Here is an 18,028-nt window from a genome sequence, read left to right as displayed (position 1 = left end):
TATAATGAAAGGTGTAACATAATTTTATATTGATTCATCTTCGGGGCAGGGTGTAATTCCCGACCGGCGGTAATAGAAGGAGCGATGTCTGACCATCCTTGGAGGACATTGCGAAACCCCTTCTTCAGCCCGCGAGCCGCTTTTACAGTGTGCAGGATTTGGTGAGATTCCAAAGCCGACAGTATAGTCTGGATGGGAGAAGGTGAAGGTACGGTCGTCATTTCATGAGAAATGTCGTGTTTTGTGTGCTGCTTAAAGCTAAAGGGAACTAGCTTTATTTCGCTGTACACAAAATGCTGATAATAAGACCTTTATTTAAGTGTGCCTTATTCTCCCTTATACAATGCTGTATAAGGGTTTTTTCATGGCTTGAGGCGACAATGTACCTTTCTTCTTGCGAGATGGAATCAGCAAAGGAGAAGATTTTTTATGACAAAGACTAACAAAAAGTTACGTTCATTCGTAACGATTGCGATGTTGAGCAGCATTTCGTTTATTCTAATGCTATTTAACTTTCCGCTTCCTTGGTTCCCAGCATTTCTGCAAATCGACTTCAGTGATGTACCAGCATTGATTGCGGCAATCACAATGGGTCCGGTTGCCGGTATTTTAGTAGAGTTGATGAAAAATATCCTGGACTGGATTTTCTCGGGTTCACCAACAGGTATGCCGGTAGGACACATGGCGAATTTTGCAACAGGTATTTTATTTATCATGCCTGTCTACTACATTTATAAAAAGTTACCTTCTGCAAAAGGTTTATTTTTCGGCTTAATCGTTGGTTCTGTCATTATGTCAGTAGGAATGGCCTTCCTGAACTATATTGCATTTTTACCGATGTATGGCTACTTTATGAATTTCCATGTGGAGAACATCTCCGAAATGGCAGTGAAGGCAATTTTACCGTTCAATCTGATTAAGGGAATCATGCTGATCGCCATTGTTACGGTTCTATTCCGTACGATGAAAACGTGGATTCAAAACCAACGTTTACAATATTTATCATAATGAAAACGCAGCTGCTTTGGCGGCTGCGTTTTATTTTGCAGAAAAGAAGTGATAAAATAGCGTCATATGAAGACAGTGCGGTTAATTATCGGCTTCTAATAGTAGGAGGGAAAAAGTATGTGGATTGATATTACGATGCCATTATATAAAAATATGCCGGTTTGGCCGGGGGATACGCCATTTGATTACCGATTAATGGCGATGCTCACATCGGATGGGGCAAATGTGGGGGAAATAACGATGAGTCTGCATGCGGGAACACATATCGATGCACCATTTCACTATGATGATTTTGGGAAATCGATTGATGCACTGCCGCTTGACTTGTTTATTGGACCTGTCCTGCTTATTGATGTGACAGGAAAAAAGCAAATACAGAAACAACATCTAGAAGAGCTTTCGCTAAACGGGATTGAAAGAATCTTTTTTAAGACGAAAGAAACATATGACCTGTACCGGTTTGACCCTTCCTATACGACCATCCATCCTGAAGCTGTCACATTTCTAGCGAATAAAGGAATCAAAGTAATAGGCACGGATGCCCCCTCGGTTGATGCAGTGGAAGATACAACATTGCAGGCGCATCACGCGTGTAAAAATGAAGGGATATACATTATCGAAAATTTGCATTTAAAAGATATAGTGGGCGGATTGTATGAATTTATTGGCCTTCCGTTAGCTATACAGAGTGGAGACGCATCACCAATCAGAGCGATTATCCGAAAAATGAAATAGAAAAAAGCCGGCCGAAGAATGGCTGGCTTTTTTGCTTGGAAAAAATAATATTTTATCTGCTAGATGACTTTTCGTGTCAGCTATTGTTTATCTGAAATTGAGATAAATTCAATCTAAAAGTGATATGTTATATTTTCTAACATAATATTGATAATAGTTATAACATGTTGTAAAGTAAAAATAAGAAAGGGAGGGGATGACGATGAGTCGAGAGTTTCGAAGAGCCATGCCGTTACTTCCCATTAGCATGGTGATGCAGTTGACGGAATTGACTGCCAGACAAATCCGTTATTATGAAGAGCACAAATTAATCCAGCCGGCACGCTCGGAAGGAAACAGAAGAATGTTTTCATTAGATGACGTGGATGCGCTTTTGGAAATCCGCGAGCTCCTTGACCAAGGGATCAATATGGCAGGCATTAAGAAAGTATTTGATATGCGTCAAGTAAATGATGTAAGGATTTATGACAAAACGATCATTTCAGATGCAGAGCTTCGTATTATCTTAAGAGAAGAGATGCTGCAGGCCCAGCGTTTACAGAAACCTTCGCTGCGTCAAGGTGGCCTATCGCGTTTCATCCAAATAAAAAGTAAATAACATATAGGAGCGTGAAAGAGTATGGGTAACGCAATTGAGAAAACGACAGGTAAATATACAAAAGAGGATATTAAACGTATCGTAAAGGAAAAAAACGTAAAGTTCATCCGTCTGCAGTTTACGGATATTTTAGGTACGATAAAAAATGTGGAAATCCCGCTGAGTCAGTTGGATAAAGCACTTGATAATAAGATGATGTTTGATGGTTCTTCCATTGAAGGCTTCGTGCGTATTGAAGAGTCCGATATGTATCTTCGCCCGGATCTCGATACGTTTATGATTTTCCCATGGACAGCGGAAAAAGGAAAGGTTGCACGTCTCATTTGTGATATTGCACGCCCGGATGGCACACCTTTTGAAGGTGATCCGCGCTCCAATTTGAAACGGATGCTCACAGAAATGGAGGCTCTTGGCTTCACAAGCTTCAACCTGGGACCTGAACCGGAGTTCTTCTTATTTAAGCTGGATGAGAAGGGAGAACCGACACTAGAGCTGAATGATGACGGGGGATACTTTGATCTGGCGCCAACAGATCTTGGTGAAAATTGCCGCCGCGATATTGTACTGGAGCTTGAAGAGATGGGCTTTGAGATTGAAGCATCCCACCATGAGGTAGCACCAGGACAGCATGAGATTGACTTCAAATATGCTAATGCTGTAGAAGCGTGCGATAATATTCAAACATTCAAGCTCGTCGTTAAAACAATTGCGCGGAAGCATGGTTTACATGCAACATTTATGCCAAAGCCATTATTCGGTGTTAACGGGTCGGGCATGCACTTCAATCTATCCTTATTCAAAGGAGACAAAAATTCATTTTGGGATGAAGGAGCTGACTTGCAATTATCAAAAACGGCCCGCAGCTTTATGGCTGGTGTCTTAAAGCATGTACAAGGTTTTACAGCAGTAACAAATCCGACAGTGAATTCCTATAAACGTCTTGTGCCGGGTTATGAGGCACCGTGTTATGTAGCATGGTCGGCGCAAAACCGGTCCCCGCTTATTCGGATTCCTGCTTCCCGCGGTTTATCAACACGTATTGAGCTTCGCTCTGTAGACCCATCTGCAAACCCGTATTTAGCAATGGCGGTTATTTTGGCAGCCGGTCTGGATGGTGTGAAAAGTGAGCTGGAGCCGCCAGCTCCTGTTGACCGTAATATCTATGTGATGAATAGTGTGGAGCGCCGGCAGCACGGTATAGAAAATCTGCCTGCATCCCTAGAAGCAGCATTAACGGCGTTAGCAGAAGATGGCGTTATCAAGGCGGCACTGGGAGAGCATATTTACGAAAACTTCAAAGAAGCAAAGGAAGTGGAATACGATATGTTCCGCACTACTGTTCACCCGTGGGAACGCGAGCAATATTTGAAAATGTATTAATGACTGGAGAGATGGCATAAGCCATCTCTTTTTTTAAATTAAAATAATCTGGATGTCCGTTTGTATTAACTTAAAGATTTCTGCTCCTCCTTAATATATACCAAACTCCTATATATCACTCCATTTGCAGAAAAGGTGAGCAAAAACAAGGTAAAACAATTTCACAATATAAACGTGTAATTTACATACAAATAACAAAACATAATACAGAGAAAATAATCTGTTAATAAATTGCTTGTATGCTAAATATGTAAAACTTATTTGGGAGGGATTGGCAGGATGAAAAAAGGTAAAAAACTGGCGGCAGCCGCAATGGCGGGGACGCTATTAGTATCTTCGGCAGCTGCAATGATTCATACGAATCTGATGGAAGTAGAAGCGAAGGAAAACGGGAAGAAGCAGGACCCGACAAATGTCATTATGCTTGTGATGGACGGTTCAAGTAATAACGTATCGACACTTTCCCGCTGGTATAAAGGAGAGTCGCTGGCGCTGGATGAAATCCTGACAGGAGGTGTGCGTACATACTCTGCAGAATCGGCTATTACCGACTCCGCTCCAGCTTCTACGGCACTTGCCACAGGACATAAATCAAATTCAGGCTATATTGGTGTCCTGCCATCCTCTGTGACAACACCTGGTGTGGAGCAAGTGAAAGAGGAGGAAGCATTTAAGCCGGTAGCCAATGTGCTGGAGGGAGCAAAGAAATCCGGAAGAGCAACAGGGATTGTATCCACTTCCGAGATTCAGCATGCCACACCCGCAGGCTTTTCCTCTCATGTAGCGTCCCGCAGCAATTATGATGACATTGCGGAGCAGCAAGTATACCAGGGGATTGATGTTGTGCTTGGGGGCGGACTTGATTCCTTAAAAGAAACGAGAAAAGACGGCGAGAATCTGCTGGAAGTGATTGAAGAGCAGGATTATGAGCTGGTGACAACTCGGGAGGAGCTATTAAAAACAAACGCCGATAAAATTTGGGGCGCCTTTGCACCTGCTGCGCTTGCTTATGATTTTGATCGCGGACTCACAAAAGCCGAGGAGCCGACACTAGCTGATATGACGAAAAAAGCGATTGATACATTGGATAAGGATAAGGACGGTTTCTTCCTTATGGTAGAAGGAAGTAAAATCGATTGGGCAGCCCATGCAAATGACACAATCGGAATGATCAGTGATTTTCTTGCTTTTGACGATGCAGTAAAGGAAGCGCTCGAATTTGCGGAAAAGGATAAAAACACACTTGTCATTGCGGTGACAGACCACGGAAACAGCGGTATTACGATAGGGAATACAGCTACAACAGGCACATACGATACAACACCTGTTTCTGCATATATTGATCCATTAAAAGAAGCATCGATGACAGTAGAAGGGGCACTATCCTTCCTGAAGGAAGATAAGTCCAATTTGGAGGAAGTGGCTGCTTTATACGGCTTAAAGAATTTAACGGAGAAAGAGCGCAAGGCTTTAGAAGCTTCTGAAAAATTATCAGCTACGATGGTAAAGCTGCTCGCTGAACGCGCTAATATCGGCTACACAACAGGAGGGCATACAGGTGATGATGTGTTCCTATATGCATATGGCCCAAACAAACCATCGGGTCTTGTGGACAATACCGATTTAGCGAATATTATGGCCGAGACAATGAACTTCCAATTGAATCAGCTGACAGCTTCTCTGTATATCGAGGCTAAATCTGCTCTGGAGAAAAAGGGCTTCACCGTAACGGTGGATCAGTCTGATAGCAGTAACCCGGTTCTCGTAGCAAAGAAAGGGAATACGACATATGAAATACCGGAAAATAAAAATAGTATCCTTTCCAAAATAACAGATAAAAACGGTAAATCAGAAGTTAAGCAGCATACAGTACCGTATGTAACGGTTTATAATGACCGCAGCTTCTTTATTTCAGAAGAAGCATTGAAATATATAAAATAATAGAAGGTAGAAAAAGAAAAAAGAGATGGCGCAATGCCATCTCTTCTTCAATTAACCATGATGTCGGTCACGACCCCAACACTCCACTTCGCCAATGTCTTCTACTTCGTCAGCATAGAACACCGGCTCTTTTCCTTGCTTACGCTGCGCTGTATAATTGTCGAGTACCTTTTTGGCCACTTTCCACAGCATTAGAATAGCAATAAGGTTGATGAACGCCATGACACCCATAAAGACATCTGCCAAGTCCCATACGAGCTGCACTTTAGCAACGGAACCAAGGAAGACGAATGCCACAACAATGACACGGTAAACGTTTACCATTACTTTAGAGTTTTTGATAAACTCAATGTTTGTTTCCCCGTAGTAGTAGTTACCGATAACTGAACTAAAGGCAAACAGGAAAATAATGATAGCCAGGAACATACCCGCCCAATCACCAATATGATCAGTCAATGAGGCTTGTGTTAAGTTGATCGATTGCGCATCCACCTGCAAATAAGCATCGCTTAATAAAACAATCATAGCAGTAGCTGTACAGATCAAAAGCGTATCAACAAATACACCTAATGATTGGATTAACCCTTGCTTTACCGGGTGGGACACATCTGCTGTTGCTCCGGCATTCGGCGCAGAACCCATACCGGCTTCGTTGGAGAACAATCCGCGTTTAATACCGTTCAGGACAGCCGCACCAATCATCCCGCCAAATGCTTCTTCCAGCCCGAATGCTGATTTGACAATCAATGCAATAACGCCTGGAAGCTCTGTAATATTCATAATCATGACAATGATGGCCAAAATTAAATAAATAATCGCCATAACTGGCACGATTAATTGTGTTACGCTAACAATTCGCTTTAAACCGCCGAAAATAATAAAGGCAGTCAGTACAGCCAAGATAGCACCCATTAATGTACGAGAAATATCAAAGCTTTCATTAAAAGCGATAGAAATCGTATTTGCCTGTACAGCATTAAATACGAAGCCAAAGCAAAGCGTGATGGCGACAGCAAAAATAACGCCCATCCAGCGTTTGTTCAAGCCCTTTTCCATATAGTAGGCAGGACCGCCTCGGAACAGTCCATTTTTTTCAGGCACTTTATATACCTGTGCAAGTGTACTTTCAATGAAAGAGGAAGCAGCACCAATGAGTGCAATCAGCCACATCCAGAAAACAGCACCAGGACCACCAACTGCAATGGCTGTTGCCACACCTGCAACATTCCCTGTACCAATACGGGATGCCGCACTAATCGTGAAAGCCTGGAATGAAGAAATTCCTTTTTTACCGTCTTTTCCGACAGGAGCTTTTTCTGTAATAACTCTGAACATTTCAGGTAACAGGCGGAATTGGACGAATTTTGTACGAATCGTAAAGAATAGGCCGATTCCGATTAGCATGTAAATGAGTAGGTACGAATACATGAAATTATTAATATTCGCTACGATGTTTTCGATAAATGCCATATTTTCTACCTCCTTAATAGTATAACAATACTACAATTCCCTAAAACGATTAAAATAATAGATTATATCGACAATTAAGAAAATAATGAAGAAAAAGAGCGGAACCTATTAAAATAGGTCCGCTCTTGTCATATGTGTAGAAAGAAAATGGTATGGATTACCCCATGATGTTATAGCCGGAGTCTACATAAATCGTTTCGCCTGTAACACCTCGTGACAGACGGCTCAGCATTACTATCGTCATATCCGCCACTTCTTCTTGATTCGTGTTTCGTTTAAGTGGGGCTGTCTCCCCGATTTTATTAAGAATCTGATTAAAGCTTGGTACACCTTTTGCAGCGAGCGTACGGATAGCACCGGCTGAAATAGCATTGACACGGATGCCATCAGTACCTAAATCGGCAGCAAGATAGCGCATTGCAGCTTCTAATGCAGCTTTTGCCACTCCCATCACATTATAGCCGTCCAGTACACGGTCAGCTCCAAGGTAGCTCATCGTAACGATCGAAGCGTCTTCTGACAGGTAAGGCTTTGCTGCTTTGCTGACAGCGACAAGTGAATAGGCACTTGTATCCTGGGCAAATGCATAGCCTTCGCGTGTCGTTTCAACAAAACGGTTTTTCAAATCCTCAGCATGGGCAAAGGCAACAGAATGGACGATTCCGTGAATTGTCCCAAATGCAGCACCGATTTCCTCAAACGCTTTTGCAATCGATTCATCGCTGTTAACATCACATTCTACAACGGCCGTTTTATACGCCTCATAATCTGCCAATAATTTTTCAATTTTTCCTTTAGAACGTTCTTTCCGGTAAGTGAAGATGACGTTAGCGCCGACTTCCATTAGACGTTTTGCCACGCCCCAAGCGATACTCCGTTCATTGGCAACGCCCATTACCACAATATTTTTCCCGGCTAATTGTATTAAATCCACAGTCAACACCCCTAAGTAATATCAGTTATTAGTACCAACTACTAATTGTAACTATAACATTTCTTCTGTTAGCATGCAATAACAAGTTGACAGCTACTTTGTTATGCAATATAGTAAAAACAGCTACTTTGTTACGCAAGGTAGTGTATTATTTATCAAGCTATCTTGTTTTACAAGGGAGTGAAAAAATGTCGATCCGAAGTCAGTTGTTGAAGGGAATACTGGATGGCTGTGTACTGGCGGTTATTGAAAAGGAAACGATCTATGGCTATGAGCTGTCTGAAAAACTGCAGCGGGCAGGGCTGAAGGATGTCAGTGAGGGAACAATTTACCCTGTTTTATTACGTTTACAAAAAAATGAATTTATTGTTGGAGAAATGAGACCTTCTGAATCGGGACCGAATCGTAAATATTATTCATTAACCAAAAAAGGAATGGAAGCACTGGATGAAATCCGGACAGAGTGGGAGCTGCTGGCAAGTCCCATTACTACTTTATTGAGAGGTGAGTAACATGGTAAAAACGAAGACACTTATTAAACAAAATAATGAACGCAGGAAATTACTCAATGAGGAAAACAAGGTATATTACGAAAACCTAATGGTATATATCCGTACCTCTCCATTCAAGGATGACAAGGCAACGGAGGAAGTACTTATGGAGCTGCTGGAGCACTTACTGTCGGCACAGGAGGACGGCAAAACGGCAGAAAATGTATTCGGAAAAGCGCCAAAGGAATTAGCAGATGAAATTATTGCAGGTCTGCCGAAGGAGAAGCCCTCTAAGACGGTCATTTTCATAGTAGAAATTGTCGTTCAGTTTTTAGGTATGTTTATAGCGGTAACAGGTATTGCGACTATCATAAAGGGAGAGCCAAAAATAATTCATATAGGCTCCGCTAGTTTACTTGCTGCTGTGCAAATAGTCGGCATCTTGCTGCTCATTGTTTTATTATTAAAGCTCCTAAAATCCGATGCATTCAAGCAAAACCCACAAAGTAAAAAAATGTTTTGGTCATGGGCTTTAGGATCAGGGGTGTTTATTTTAGTGGTATTAATTTTTGGTGTATGGATGGAACCATTTGGCCCTGCTATAGAAGTAAGTAAGTATACTCAACTAATTGCCGGTGGTGTACTTATTTTGGCTGCTTTTGGACTGAAAAAATGGCGTGAAACAAAATGAAAAAACAGCAACTTTGCTTTGGTAAAGTTGCTGTTTATATCGAAGCATCCACATTGTGCATGCACATTGGATCTATTCGTATTTTAATGCATCGCCCTCGAAGGATTCGTCTGCGACTTTGATCGAATCAGTTGGACAGCCTTCAAAAGCATCCTGCATATCTTCTAACAGGTCTTCCGGAACTTCTGCAGTACCCATGTTTTCGTCTAAAATAACAAAGGCAATACCCTCATCATCATAGTCGTAAATATCCGGTGCAGCTGCGCCGCAAGCGCCGCAAGCGATGCATGTATCTTTATCTACAATTGTATATTTCGGCATTGTTACCTCTCCTTTTATCATTGCTCTACCCTAAGCTTCTTTACTATTCTAAATCGGTTTACTCTACTTTTCAACCGTGAAACCGTTATTTTCATACGAACGTATGAGTAAATATGGACACAAATAAGGTTTCGATGCTATATCGTGAGGACGGATTTCATTATAGCATAGTTCCCGTCCATTAAAGTCCCGTTCCGCTCAAAGAATAGAAATTTACATAGTAATCGTCGTTTCCAACCCCATTTGTATATTTGGCCATCCAGCTTTTTACACTAAACATAAATGAACAGTACCTTATTTCTCCAAAGTGTTCTATTATATGGAGAAGGAAAGATAGCGGGAATTGAACAGGATGGGAGATGAAAGGTAATGAATAACAAAAACAAAACAGTTGTCCGCTCAATGGATATTTTAAATTTATTTATCGAGCATAGCGAGTTGTCTTTTCAGGAAATCATCACGCTATCCGGGATGCCGAAAACATCGGTATACCGGATGCTTGGCACAATGGAAGAAATGGGATTTCTGGAGAAGGGGAGCGACGCTAAATACCGGCTCGGATTGCTTTTTTTGAAGTTCGGCCATTTAGTTTCCTCGAGGCTTGATATACGGAAGGCGGCATTTCCTTTCATGAACGCGCTTCATCAGGAAACGGAGGAAGCAATCAATTTGATTATCCGTGAAGGGCATGAAACCATCTACATAGAAAAAATAGACACGTATCAGAAGGTGCGTCTTTACACAGCGATTGGCCGCAGAAGTCCGCTTTACGCTGGAGCCTGTCCCCGTGCCATTTTGTCCTTTCTTCCGGATACAGAAATTGATGCCTATCTCGATACGGTAGAGCTCAAACCAATTGCCAAAGGAACAATTACCGATAAGGACAAGCTATATGACATGATCCGCCAGGCAAGAATAGAGGGGTGCACCGTCAGTCATTCAGAATTAGAAAACTATACATCGGCTGTTGCGGCACCTATTTATAATAATGTAGGAGACGTTATAGCCGGCATCAGCATCGCAGGCATCGAGGCGAATTATGAAGGGGAAAAGGTTGATGTGCTGAAGAAAAAGGTGAAAGATGCTGCCTATGAGATTTCTAAACAGCTTGGGTATTTGCATTAAAAAAGGGAGTTCCTGGTAATGAGCTCCCTTCAGATTGTAGACAAATAATATGCAATAATTGAATATTTTATAGGATAGCTGTGGGATACTTCCCATAGCTATTTTGGGCAGGCAGTCAAAGATGAATTTGTTAAGCTAATTCTGCATCAACAAACTGTACTTTCCGCCTTGTCTCATCAATAAACGAAATGGCAATATAATCGAAGCCATCAAGTAAAACTGTTTCCCATGCTATTCGTCGCCCATCAACTAAAATGACCGAACCGTTTTCATCAAAATCATAATCCTCTTTTTCTTCTTCGTAGTCTATACTATACCCGAGTTCTATCATGATTTTTGAGGTGGGAATATCAAGCTTTTTTAAAGTTCGACAGGAGAGCTCTTCTGCATCGTGTACATCACAAAACATATTGTCGTAACCATGTTTACCCCCGTCAAAGAGTATAATTTCTTCTTGTGTATCCGGCTCTTTTGCCACAATTAACATAGGCGCTTGATCGGTATTGACAATGTAATTTTGATTTTCATTTTCGACTAAAAATAAATCCCCATAATACCATATTTCAAACAACTCTTTATCATCACTGGAGCACACTGTCATAGCTGTCAGTTCATTATCTTCGAAATTGTTTATATTATTTTTTAAATAGGTTGGTACTTTCATGCTGCTCTCCTTTTTCGAATTTTGGTTTGTTAAATAATACCACTATTATCTAAAAAATCATAGAATCGAATAGTTAAAAGCATATACTAAACACTGTGCTTTTTAGGCTGCTTTATCTACACTCTGGAAGCTCGTAGTAAGGAGATTCCTGTTATACTTTTATGCCTTTTAAGATTGCGCCTTTAGACGAATACCAAGCGCGATATCAGCCATTACTCTTTCTATTTCAAACAAGGCTTCCTCTGCCTGCTCCAACGACACTTCCGTGAAACGAATTTCGGTGTTAGGCTGCATTTGTGCCAACCGGGGAAGATCAGCGGAAATGATTTGCCCGATTTTTGGATAGCCGCCGGTCGTTTGTCTATCAGCCATTAAAATAATCGGCTGTCCGTTTGAAGGGACCTGTATTGTTCCATATGTGACACCCTCCGAAAGTAAATCAAATGTCTCGGATAAATGTAACGGAGGTCCTTCCAGCCGGTAGCCCATCCTATCTGACTGTGTTGTTATTTTATAAAGGCTGGAAAAGAAGGCATGCCGGCTTTCAGGGTTGAAACGATGGAATTCAGAACCATGCATGACGCGAATTGCCTCGTTTTTCCTAAATAAGCCAAGCTGTCTAACATCAACATACCATGTGAAAGACTGATCTGCCTGTTCTAACTGCTGGATGAATGATTGCCCGATAGGATTTGTGGTGCCGCTGCAGGCAAAACAATCGCCCTTTTGCAGCGCACGTCCGGAAAGCCCGCCAATGCCGGCGCGAAGATACGTACTTTTGCTGCCCATGACAAGCGGTATGTCGATTCCGCCGGCAAACGCTAAATAGGATCGGCAGCCGCGGATGGCCGATTTGAATTGTAAAATAGATCCGCGCCTGATAAGTACCGGCCGCCACATCGGTGCGGGCTGTCCGTCAATGGTCGGCTGGAGATCGCCGCCTGTTATTGCGACAAGCTGATCCTGCTCAAAGTGGAGCTTTGTACCGAACATTGTAACTTCAAGCACGCCTTCCTCCTCTTCGTTGCCTACAAGTAGATTTGCCACACGCATCGACACACAATCCATCGCCCCGCTGACAATGACACCATACTTCTGGAAGCCGAACCTTCCTAAATCTTGAACCGTTGTTAATAGACCGCCGTGTAAAACCTGTACACTCATTGCTTCTTCTCCTTTAAGCTTGAAAATTCCTTTGAAGAAATAGGAACAAAGCGCACCTTATCGCCTGATTGCAAAAGGGTCGGCGGAGAGCAGTCTGGAAGGAACAAGTCGAGCGGTGTGCGTCCGATAATTTGCCAGCCACCGGGTGTTTCCAGTGGATAAATACCTGTCTGCTTCCCTGCGATACCGACCGAACCAGTTGGAATGGCCAATCGTGGTGACTCTTTTCTAGGCGTAGCAATCTGCTCGTCCATTCCGCCCATAAACGAAAAACCTGGGGCAAAGCCGAGCATATAGACAAGATATTCGGCAGAGGAATGGAGGCGAATGACCTCGTCGACAGAAAGCCTGTTAAAGGAAGCAACATATTCAATGTCCGGTCCATACTCTCCGCCATATAATACCGGAATATCTATTTGTCGCTGCTTGAATGTTTGATGTGTTCCCACAGAGTCTATTAATTTCGATAAGAAGCCGCAGACAATTTGGTAGGGGCTTTTTTTAGCATATGCTGGATTTAGCGAACACACAGTAAGGGGATGATAGTAAACAGTCAAACTATTATAAGACGGTACAGCCTCTATAAAGCCGGGAAAGGGACTGTTTTCCAGTAATAAACTTAAGTGCTTCACTTTTTTATGAATAGCCGGATCAATTCCTTCTCCTAAATGGACGACAAGGGCTGAGTCTCCTAAAGGACGAAACGGTGTGCTCATTTGTTGAAGGGTCATTAACATTCTCTCCTTTAGTTTCGTATTTCGGAATTACTGTTCTGAAAAATGGATATATCTTTTATTATAGGGCGTCTTAAAATAAAAACAAATAAATATTTTTGAACTATCCAACTTTTCTATCAATTCTAACATTATCTCTTTTCAAACAAAAAATAGATATGCTAGAATGAGACTGTAATTTAAAACTAAAGTTCCGAGAATCGGAACAAAACGTTAAAGAAGTATATGTGGAGGGGATAGGAATGTATCACGTAGATATAAATTGTGACTTAGGAGAGAGCTTTGGGCGTTTTAAATTAGGGGAGCAGGAGGAAATTCTGAAGTATGTTACATCCGCCAACATCGCATGCGGCTTTCACAGCGGCGACCCGACTGTTATGAGGGAGACGGTAAAGCTGGCTATCGATAATGGTGTGAAGATAGGGGCTCATCCGGGCTTGCCTGATTTGAACGGTTTCGGCAGAAGAGAGATGGCCATCACACCTCAGGAAGGCTATGATATGGTTGTTTATCAAATTGGTGCATTACAGGGATTCCTTGCAACTTTCAAGGAAGAGATGCAGCATGTAAAACCGCACGGCGCTTTGTATAATATGGCAGCGAAAGATCGGGCACTTGCAGAGGCCATCGCTCAGGCTGTGTATGATGTTTCACCTTCCCTTATCTTATTTGGTCTAGCAAATAGCGAGTTGACAAGAGCGGGAGAAAAAATAGGTCTACGCACAGCACATGAGTTTTTTGCTGATCGTACATATCAGGCGGACGGTTCACTTACGTCACGCTCCCAGCCTGACGCGATGATTACAGACCGGGTGCAATCTGCTGCTCAGGTCATCAAAGCTGTAAAGGAAGGAAAGGTTTTAACCCAGCAGCAAACAGAAGTTGCGTTGCGGGCACATACTGTCTGCATTCACGGAGACGGCGAGCATGCACTAGCCTTTGCGCAATATTTGAAAGAAACATTGGAAAACAACCAAATTACCCTTGCGGCAATTGGACGTCGGGGGGAATAGTAGATGGCTGTACCAAAGGGGAAAACAAAAAATCCGAAGCCTGAAGCCATGAAGAAACAGAGCAGCAAAAAGGTGAGCAGAAGCGTCCTGCTCGGAGCAGCATTTTTAATGGCGACCTCCTCCATCGGGCCGGGATTCTTAACACAGACGACAGTGTTCACACAGCAGCTCGCTGCCAGCTTTGGCTTTGTTATATTAATTTCATTAATCTTGGATGTTGTTGTCCAAATGAATGTGTGGCGTATCATTGGCGTGTCAGGGCTGAGAGGACAGGAAATTGCCAATAAGGTACTGCCGGGTCTTGGTGTTGTGCTCGCAATCCTGATTGTAATCGGCGGGCTGGCCTTCAATATCGGAAACGTAGCAGGGGCTGGGCTTGGATTGAATGCCATGCTCGGGCTCGATCCGATTACAGGAGCGATCATCAGCGCGGTTGTTGCCATTTTCATCTTCGTCGTAAAGGAAGCAGGAAAGGCAATGGACAAGTTCGCCCAGTTCGCTGGTTTTATCATGATTCTTTTAATGATTTATGTTGCTTTTAAAACGTTCCCTCCTGTCGGGGAAGCACTCGCGAACACAGTCATGCCGGAAACGATCAGTTGGTTTGCCATTGTGACGCTTGTCGGGGGTACGGTCGGCGGCTATATTACCTTTGCGGGCGGGCACCGGTTACTTGATGCAGGTGTAAAAGGCATTGAATCATTACCGGAAATTACAAAAAGCTCTGTGACGGGTATCGCAGCTACAGGGATTATGAGGGTTGCCCTATTTTTAGCGGTTCTTGGTGTCGTATCACAGGGCCTGGTTATTGATGCAGACAATCCAGCTGCCTCTGTATTCCAGTTAGCTGCTGGCAATATCGGCTATCGTATATTCGGAATCATTATGTGGGCTGCGGCTATTACTTCTGTTGTCGGGGCAGCCTATACGTCTGTTTCCTTTATCCGTACTTTCCATCCAATTATTGAAAAATACCATAATTGGATCATTATCGGCTTCATCATTGTTTCGACAACCATTTTTGCCTTTGTTGGAAGACCTGTTAATATTCTGATCATTGTCGGGGCGCTGAATGCACTTATCCTGCCGCTTGCATTGGGAACACTGCTGGTGGGAGCTTACAAGAAAAAGATTGTCGGAGAATACAAGCATCCTTTATGGCTGACGATTACAGGCGTCATTGTCGTCGCGATTATGGCTTATTTAGGTATCATCACATTGATCGAGCAATTACCATTGCTGTTCAAATAGAAGGAGGAGAAAAGCATGCAAGATGTTTCATTACTGGCTCCGAAAGATGTACGGGAGCTTATTCGAAAGCAGGAGATCACAGGACCGACAGCAGGTATGTCAAAGGGGTATACACAGGCAAATCTGGCCATCTTAAAAAAAGAGCATGCTTTTGACTTTTTATTGTTCTGCCAGCGTAACCAAAAGCAATGTCCTGTGCTTGATGTGACAGAAGTCGGCTCATTCAGTCCGGCACTGCTGGCAAAAGATGCGGACATCCGGAAGGACATACCAAAATACCGCATTTACCGGGATGGCGTGTTCACGGAAGAGGTAAATGATATTACAGATTACTGGGAGGACGATATGGTTGCCTTTCTGATCGGATGCAGCTTTACGTTTGAAACACCGCTTTTAGAAAGCGGCATTCCGGTCCGTCATATTGAGGAAAACTGCAATGTCCCGATGTATAAGACGAATATTCCGTGTATAAAGGCAGGGGTGTTTGAAGGACCAACCGTTGTCAGCATGCGGCCGATGTCACCGGAAGACGCTATCCGGGCTGTCCAAATTACATCACGCTTCCCTGCTGTCCACGGGGCTCCGCTGCATATCGGCAACCCGCGTCAAATCGGCATCGAGGATATTACAAAACCGGATTTTGGTGATGCTGTTACGATCAAACCAGGCGAAGTACCGGTATTCTGGGCCTGCGGTGTTACCCCACAGGCAGTAGCGATGCAAAGCAAGCCTTCGATCATGATTACACACGCACCGGGCTGTATGTTTATTAGTGACGTCCGGGATGAGGTGTACAGCGTCATTTAAAATGGAACAATCAGCTTGCGATAATGCTTTATGTAGCCGCAATCCTTTATTGGATTGCGGCTTTTTTGTTGGAGAATATAATGTTATCTTGGTGGCAGGAGGAGGCCTAGCCTTTCTTCCGGAAAATAGTGTCTGGAAAATTATGAATCTTATAGGAGTTTTCGTATAATAGAAATAGAGAGTACATCTTTGATTCGATAGCACCCCATTTACTAAAGAAATGAGGTCCGAAAAATGGAGAATGTAGCGGTAAATGAGTTGAAGGAAATGTTTGAGAAGCAGCTTGAGTATCAGTGGGAAGTTCGTGCCACAACAGCCGTACAGCGAATTGATAAGCTCGCAAAACTGAAGGATGTGCTACTTCGGAGGTTAGACGATATTGTGGAAGCAGCTATATCGGATTTTGCACGCCCGATTGATGAGGCCAAACACCAAGTATATGCAGTGACGCAGTCCATTGATCACATTATCGCCCATCTGGAGGAATGGATGCAGCCGGAAGAATACGCAAGTGAAGAGGGCAGCACAGCGAAAGCCATTTATGAACCAAGAGGACTGGTTTGTATTTTCGGCACATGGAATGCACCGCTTTCTGTAACGGTACACCCATTGACAGAGGCTGTGGCTGCAGGCAACTGTGTAGTGATAAAGCCGTCAGAATTTACGCCGGCCTACAGCCAAATAATCAAGGATGTTTTATCGGAAGTATTTGATGAAAGGGAAGTGGCAGTCGTACTGGGAGAGGCAGATGTTGCGGCTGAACTGCTCGAGCTGCCGTTTAATCACTTCTTCTTTACAGGAGGAGAAAAAGTAGGGAAAATTATTATGCAGGGAGCAGCAAAGCATCTAGCAGCTGTCACACTGGAGCTTGGTGGGAAGTCGCCGGCCATTTTGGACCGTCATATTGATCTTAGTCGTACAGCTCAGCGCCTCGCGTATGGAAAAATAATGATGGGCGGCCAATTCTGCATCTGTCCAGATTATATTTTTGTCCCGGCGGAAGATGTGGATGCATTTGTCCAAAGCTATGAAGGCGTTGTACAGGCTTTGTTATATGAGGACGGGAAAATCCGCACGACAGAGCGTACGCAAATTGTCAATGAGATGCACTACAACCGCTTGAAAAACTTGCTGGACGATGCGATGAGTAAAGGGGCAACGGTACTGTCAGGCGGCACATTAAACGATGAACTGCGCCTGATAGAACCGACAATTTTAGGCCATGTAACAGATGATATGAAGATCGTGCAGGAGGAGATATTCGGCCCGCTGACATTCCTGAAGCCTTACACAGAGACAGCCGAGGTTATTCGTTACATTCGTCAGCGACCGAAGCCGCTCGCTTTATATATTTTCAGTGAGGACAAGGAATTCCAGAACCGGATTCTTGCCAATACATCATCCGGCGGGGTTACGATTAACGATATTGCTTTGCATAATATACACCCTGAATTACCATTCGGCGGTATCAACCAATCCGGGCTCGGCCATTTCCACGGGCAGCACGGTTTTAAAACGTTCTCTCATCTCCGGGCAGTTTATACGGTGGAGGATACAAGTCAATAAAATGAAAAGGTAATATCCGACTTGGCTGATGTAATGACAGCCAAGTCGTTTTTTGTTCATGTTTTTCACAGAAGGGAGGATTCATCAATATATCATAGCTGGAGATGGTAACGAGGAAATAGAGAACAAAATAGT

The 18,028-nt window shown here is 43.2% G+C and carries 19 protein-coding genes and 1 riboswitch; of the genes, 13 read left to right on the top strand and 6 right to left on the bottom strand.

The window, feature by feature from the left end:
* Positions 1-32 precede the first annotated feature (32 nt).
* A riboswitch (FMN riboswitch) is annotated at positions 33-208 on the top strand.
* 221 nt (positions 209-429) lie between these two features.
* The 5 genes from BOD01S_RS10315 (at position 430) to BOD01S_RS10295 (ending at position 5,662) form a co-directional block, all read left to right on the top strand.
* Positions 430-1,008: an ECF transporter S component gene (locus BOD01S_RS10315; RefSeq protein ID WP_036154294.1), complete on the top strand. Its 579-nt coding sequence runs from the start codon at positions 430-432 to the stop codon at positions 1,006-1,008.
* Positions 1,009-1,125: 117 nt separating this feature from the next.
* Positions 1,126-1,743 carry a cyclase family protein gene (locus tag BOD01S_RS10310; RefSeq protein ID WP_036154297.1) on the top strand — a complete coding sequence of 206 codons (618 nt, stop codon included), beginning with the start codon at positions 1,126-1,128 and terminating at the stop codon, positions 1,741-1,743.
* A 202-nt stretch (positions 1,744-1,945) separates the two neighbouring features.
* Complete coding sequence (locus BOD01S_RS10305; RefSeq protein WP_036154299.1) at positions 1,946-2,341, top strand: MerR family transcriptional regulator; 396 nt, start codon at positions 1,946-1,948, stop codon at positions 2,339-2,341.
* A gap of 21 nt (positions 2,342-2,362) precedes the next feature.
* Positions 2,363-3,721, top strand: coding sequence for a type I glutamate--ammonia ligase (gene glnA / locus BOD01S_RS10300; protein ID WP_036154301.1), 1,359 nt, complete (start codon positions 2,363-2,365; stop codon positions 3,719-3,721).
* A gap of 279 nt (positions 3,722-4,000) precedes the next feature.
* Positions 4,001-5,662 (top strand): alkaline phosphatase, encoded by a 1,662-nt coding sequence (locus BOD01S_RS10295; protein ID WP_036154303.1) that lies wholly within the window; start codon positions 4,001-4,003, stop codon positions 5,660-5,662.
* A 51-nt stretch (positions 5,663-5,713) separates the two neighbouring features.
* Here the strand turns inward: BOD01S_RS10295 and BOD01S_RS10290 are convergent, their stop codons facing one another.
* Together BOD01S_RS10290 and BOD01S_RS10285 are read right to left on the bottom strand one after the other, a co-directional pair.
* Positions 5,714-7,132 (bottom strand): alanine/glycine:cation symporter family protein, encoded by a 1,419-nt coding sequence (locus BOD01S_RS10290; RefSeq protein ID WP_036154305.1) that lies wholly within the window; start codon positions 7,130-7,132, stop codon positions 5,714-5,716.
* 157 nt (positions 7,133-7,289) lie between these two features.
* Positions 7,290-8,027, bottom strand: a complete 738-nt coding sequence (locus tag BOD01S_RS10285; protein WP_407655997.1) for an enoyl-ACP reductase FabI — start codon at positions 8,025-8,027, stop codon at positions 7,290-7,292.
* 227 nt (positions 8,028-8,254) lie between these two features.
* Between BOD01S_RS10285 and BOD01S_RS10280 the strand changes: the two genes are divergently transcribed.
* Positions 8,255-8,578: a PadR family transcriptional regulator gene (locus BOD01S_RS10280; protein ID WP_036154310.1), complete on the top strand. Its 324-nt coding sequence runs from the start codon at positions 8,255-8,257 to the stop codon at positions 8,576-8,578.
* Position 8,579: 1 nt separating this feature from the next.
* A complete protein-coding gene (locus BOD01S_RS10275; RefSeq protein ID WP_036154312.1) occupies positions 8,580-9,248 on the top strand; it encodes a DUF1129 family protein in 669 nt (222 codons plus the stop codon).
* Positions 9,249-9,320: 72 nt separating this feature from the next.
* On the opposite strand, the gene BOD01S_RS10270 is transcribed toward BOD01S_RS10275, so the two are convergent.
* Positions 9,321-9,569: a ferredoxin gene (locus tag BOD01S_RS10270; protein WP_036154313.1), complete on the bottom strand. Its 249-nt coding sequence runs from the start codon at positions 9,567-9,569 to the stop codon at positions 9,321-9,323.
* 369 nt (positions 9,570-9,938) lie between these two features.
* Between BOD01S_RS10270 and BOD01S_RS10265 the strand changes: the two genes are divergently transcribed.
* The gene (locus BOD01S_RS10265) at positions 9,939-10,694 is read left to right on the top strand and encodes an IclR family transcriptional regulator (RefSeq protein ID WP_036154316.1); all 756 of its coding nucleotides are present in this window, start codon (positions 9,939-9,941) and stop codon (positions 10,692-10,694) included.
* Positions 10,695-10,824: 130 nt separating this feature from the next.
* On the opposite strand, the gene BOD01S_RS10260 is transcribed toward BOD01S_RS10265, so the two are convergent.
* From BOD01S_RS10260 to pxpB, 3 genes are all read right to left on the bottom strand, one after another.
* On the bottom strand, positions 10,825-11,358 hold the full coding sequence (locus tag BOD01S_RS10260; RefSeq protein WP_036154318.1) for a hypothetical protein: 534 nt from the start codon (positions 11,356-11,358) through the stop codon (positions 10,825-10,827).
* 168 nt (positions 11,359-11,526) lie between these two features.
* Positions 11,527-12,522: a 5-oxoprolinase subunit C family protein gene (locus BOD01S_RS10255; RefSeq protein ID WP_036154320.1), complete on the bottom strand. Its 996-nt coding sequence runs from the start codon at positions 12,520-12,522 to the stop codon at positions 11,527-11,529.
* Positions 12,519-13,253, bottom strand: coding sequence for a 5-oxoprolinase subunit PxpB (gene pxpB, locus BOD01S_RS10250; protein ID WP_036154322.1), 735 nt, complete (start codon positions 13,251-13,253; stop codon positions 12,519-12,521). The genes BOD01S_RS10255 and pxpB overlap by 4 nt, the downstream gene beginning before the upstream one ends.
* 245 nt (positions 13,254-13,498) lie before the next feature.
* On the opposite strand from pxpB, the gene BOD01S_RS10245 reads away from it, so the two are divergent.
* The 5 genes from BOD01S_RS10245 (at position 13,499) to BOD01S_RS10230 (ending at position 17,893) form a co-directional block, all read left to right on the top strand.
* Positions 13,499-14,269 (top strand): LamB/YcsF family protein, encoded by a 771-nt coding sequence (locus BOD01S_RS10245; protein ID WP_036154325.1) that lies wholly within the window; start codon positions 13,499-13,501, stop codon positions 14,267-14,269.
* 48 nt (positions 14,270-14,317) lie between these two features.
* On the top strand, positions 14,318-15,520 hold the full coding sequence (locus tag BOD01S_RS10240) for an NRAMP family divalent metal transporter (RefSeq protein WP_036154708.1): 1,203 nt from the start codon (positions 14,318-14,320) through the stop codon (positions 15,518-15,520).
* A gap of 15 nt (positions 15,521-15,535) precedes the next feature.
* Positions 15,536-16,327 (top strand): putative hydro-lyase, encoded by a 792-nt coding sequence (locus BOD01S_RS10235; RefSeq protein WP_036154327.1) that lies wholly within the window; start codon positions 15,536-15,538, stop codon positions 16,325-16,327.
* A gap of 1 nt (position 16,328) precedes the next feature.
* Positions 16,329-16,496, top strand: coding sequence for a hypothetical protein (locus BOD01S_RS23275; protein ID WP_169745609.1), 168 nt, complete (start codon positions 16,329-16,331; stop codon positions 16,494-16,496).
* Positions 16,497-16,561: 65 nt separating this feature from the next.
* Positions 16,562-17,893 (top strand): aldehyde dehydrogenase family protein, encoded by a 1,332-nt coding sequence (locus BOD01S_RS10230; protein ID WP_036154329.1) that lies wholly within the window; start codon positions 16,562-16,564, stop codon positions 17,891-17,893.
* Positions 17,894-18,028: the final 135 nt, after the last annotated feature.

Source organism: Lysinibacillus odysseyi 34hs-1 = NBRC 100172, assembly GCF_001591965.1.
Taxonomy (GTDB): domain Bacteria; phylum Bacillota; class Bacilli; order Bacillales_A; family Planococcaceae; genus Lysinibacillus_B; species Lysinibacillus_B odysseyi.
This window is presented reverse-complemented; position numbering and strand designations above follow the sequence as displayed.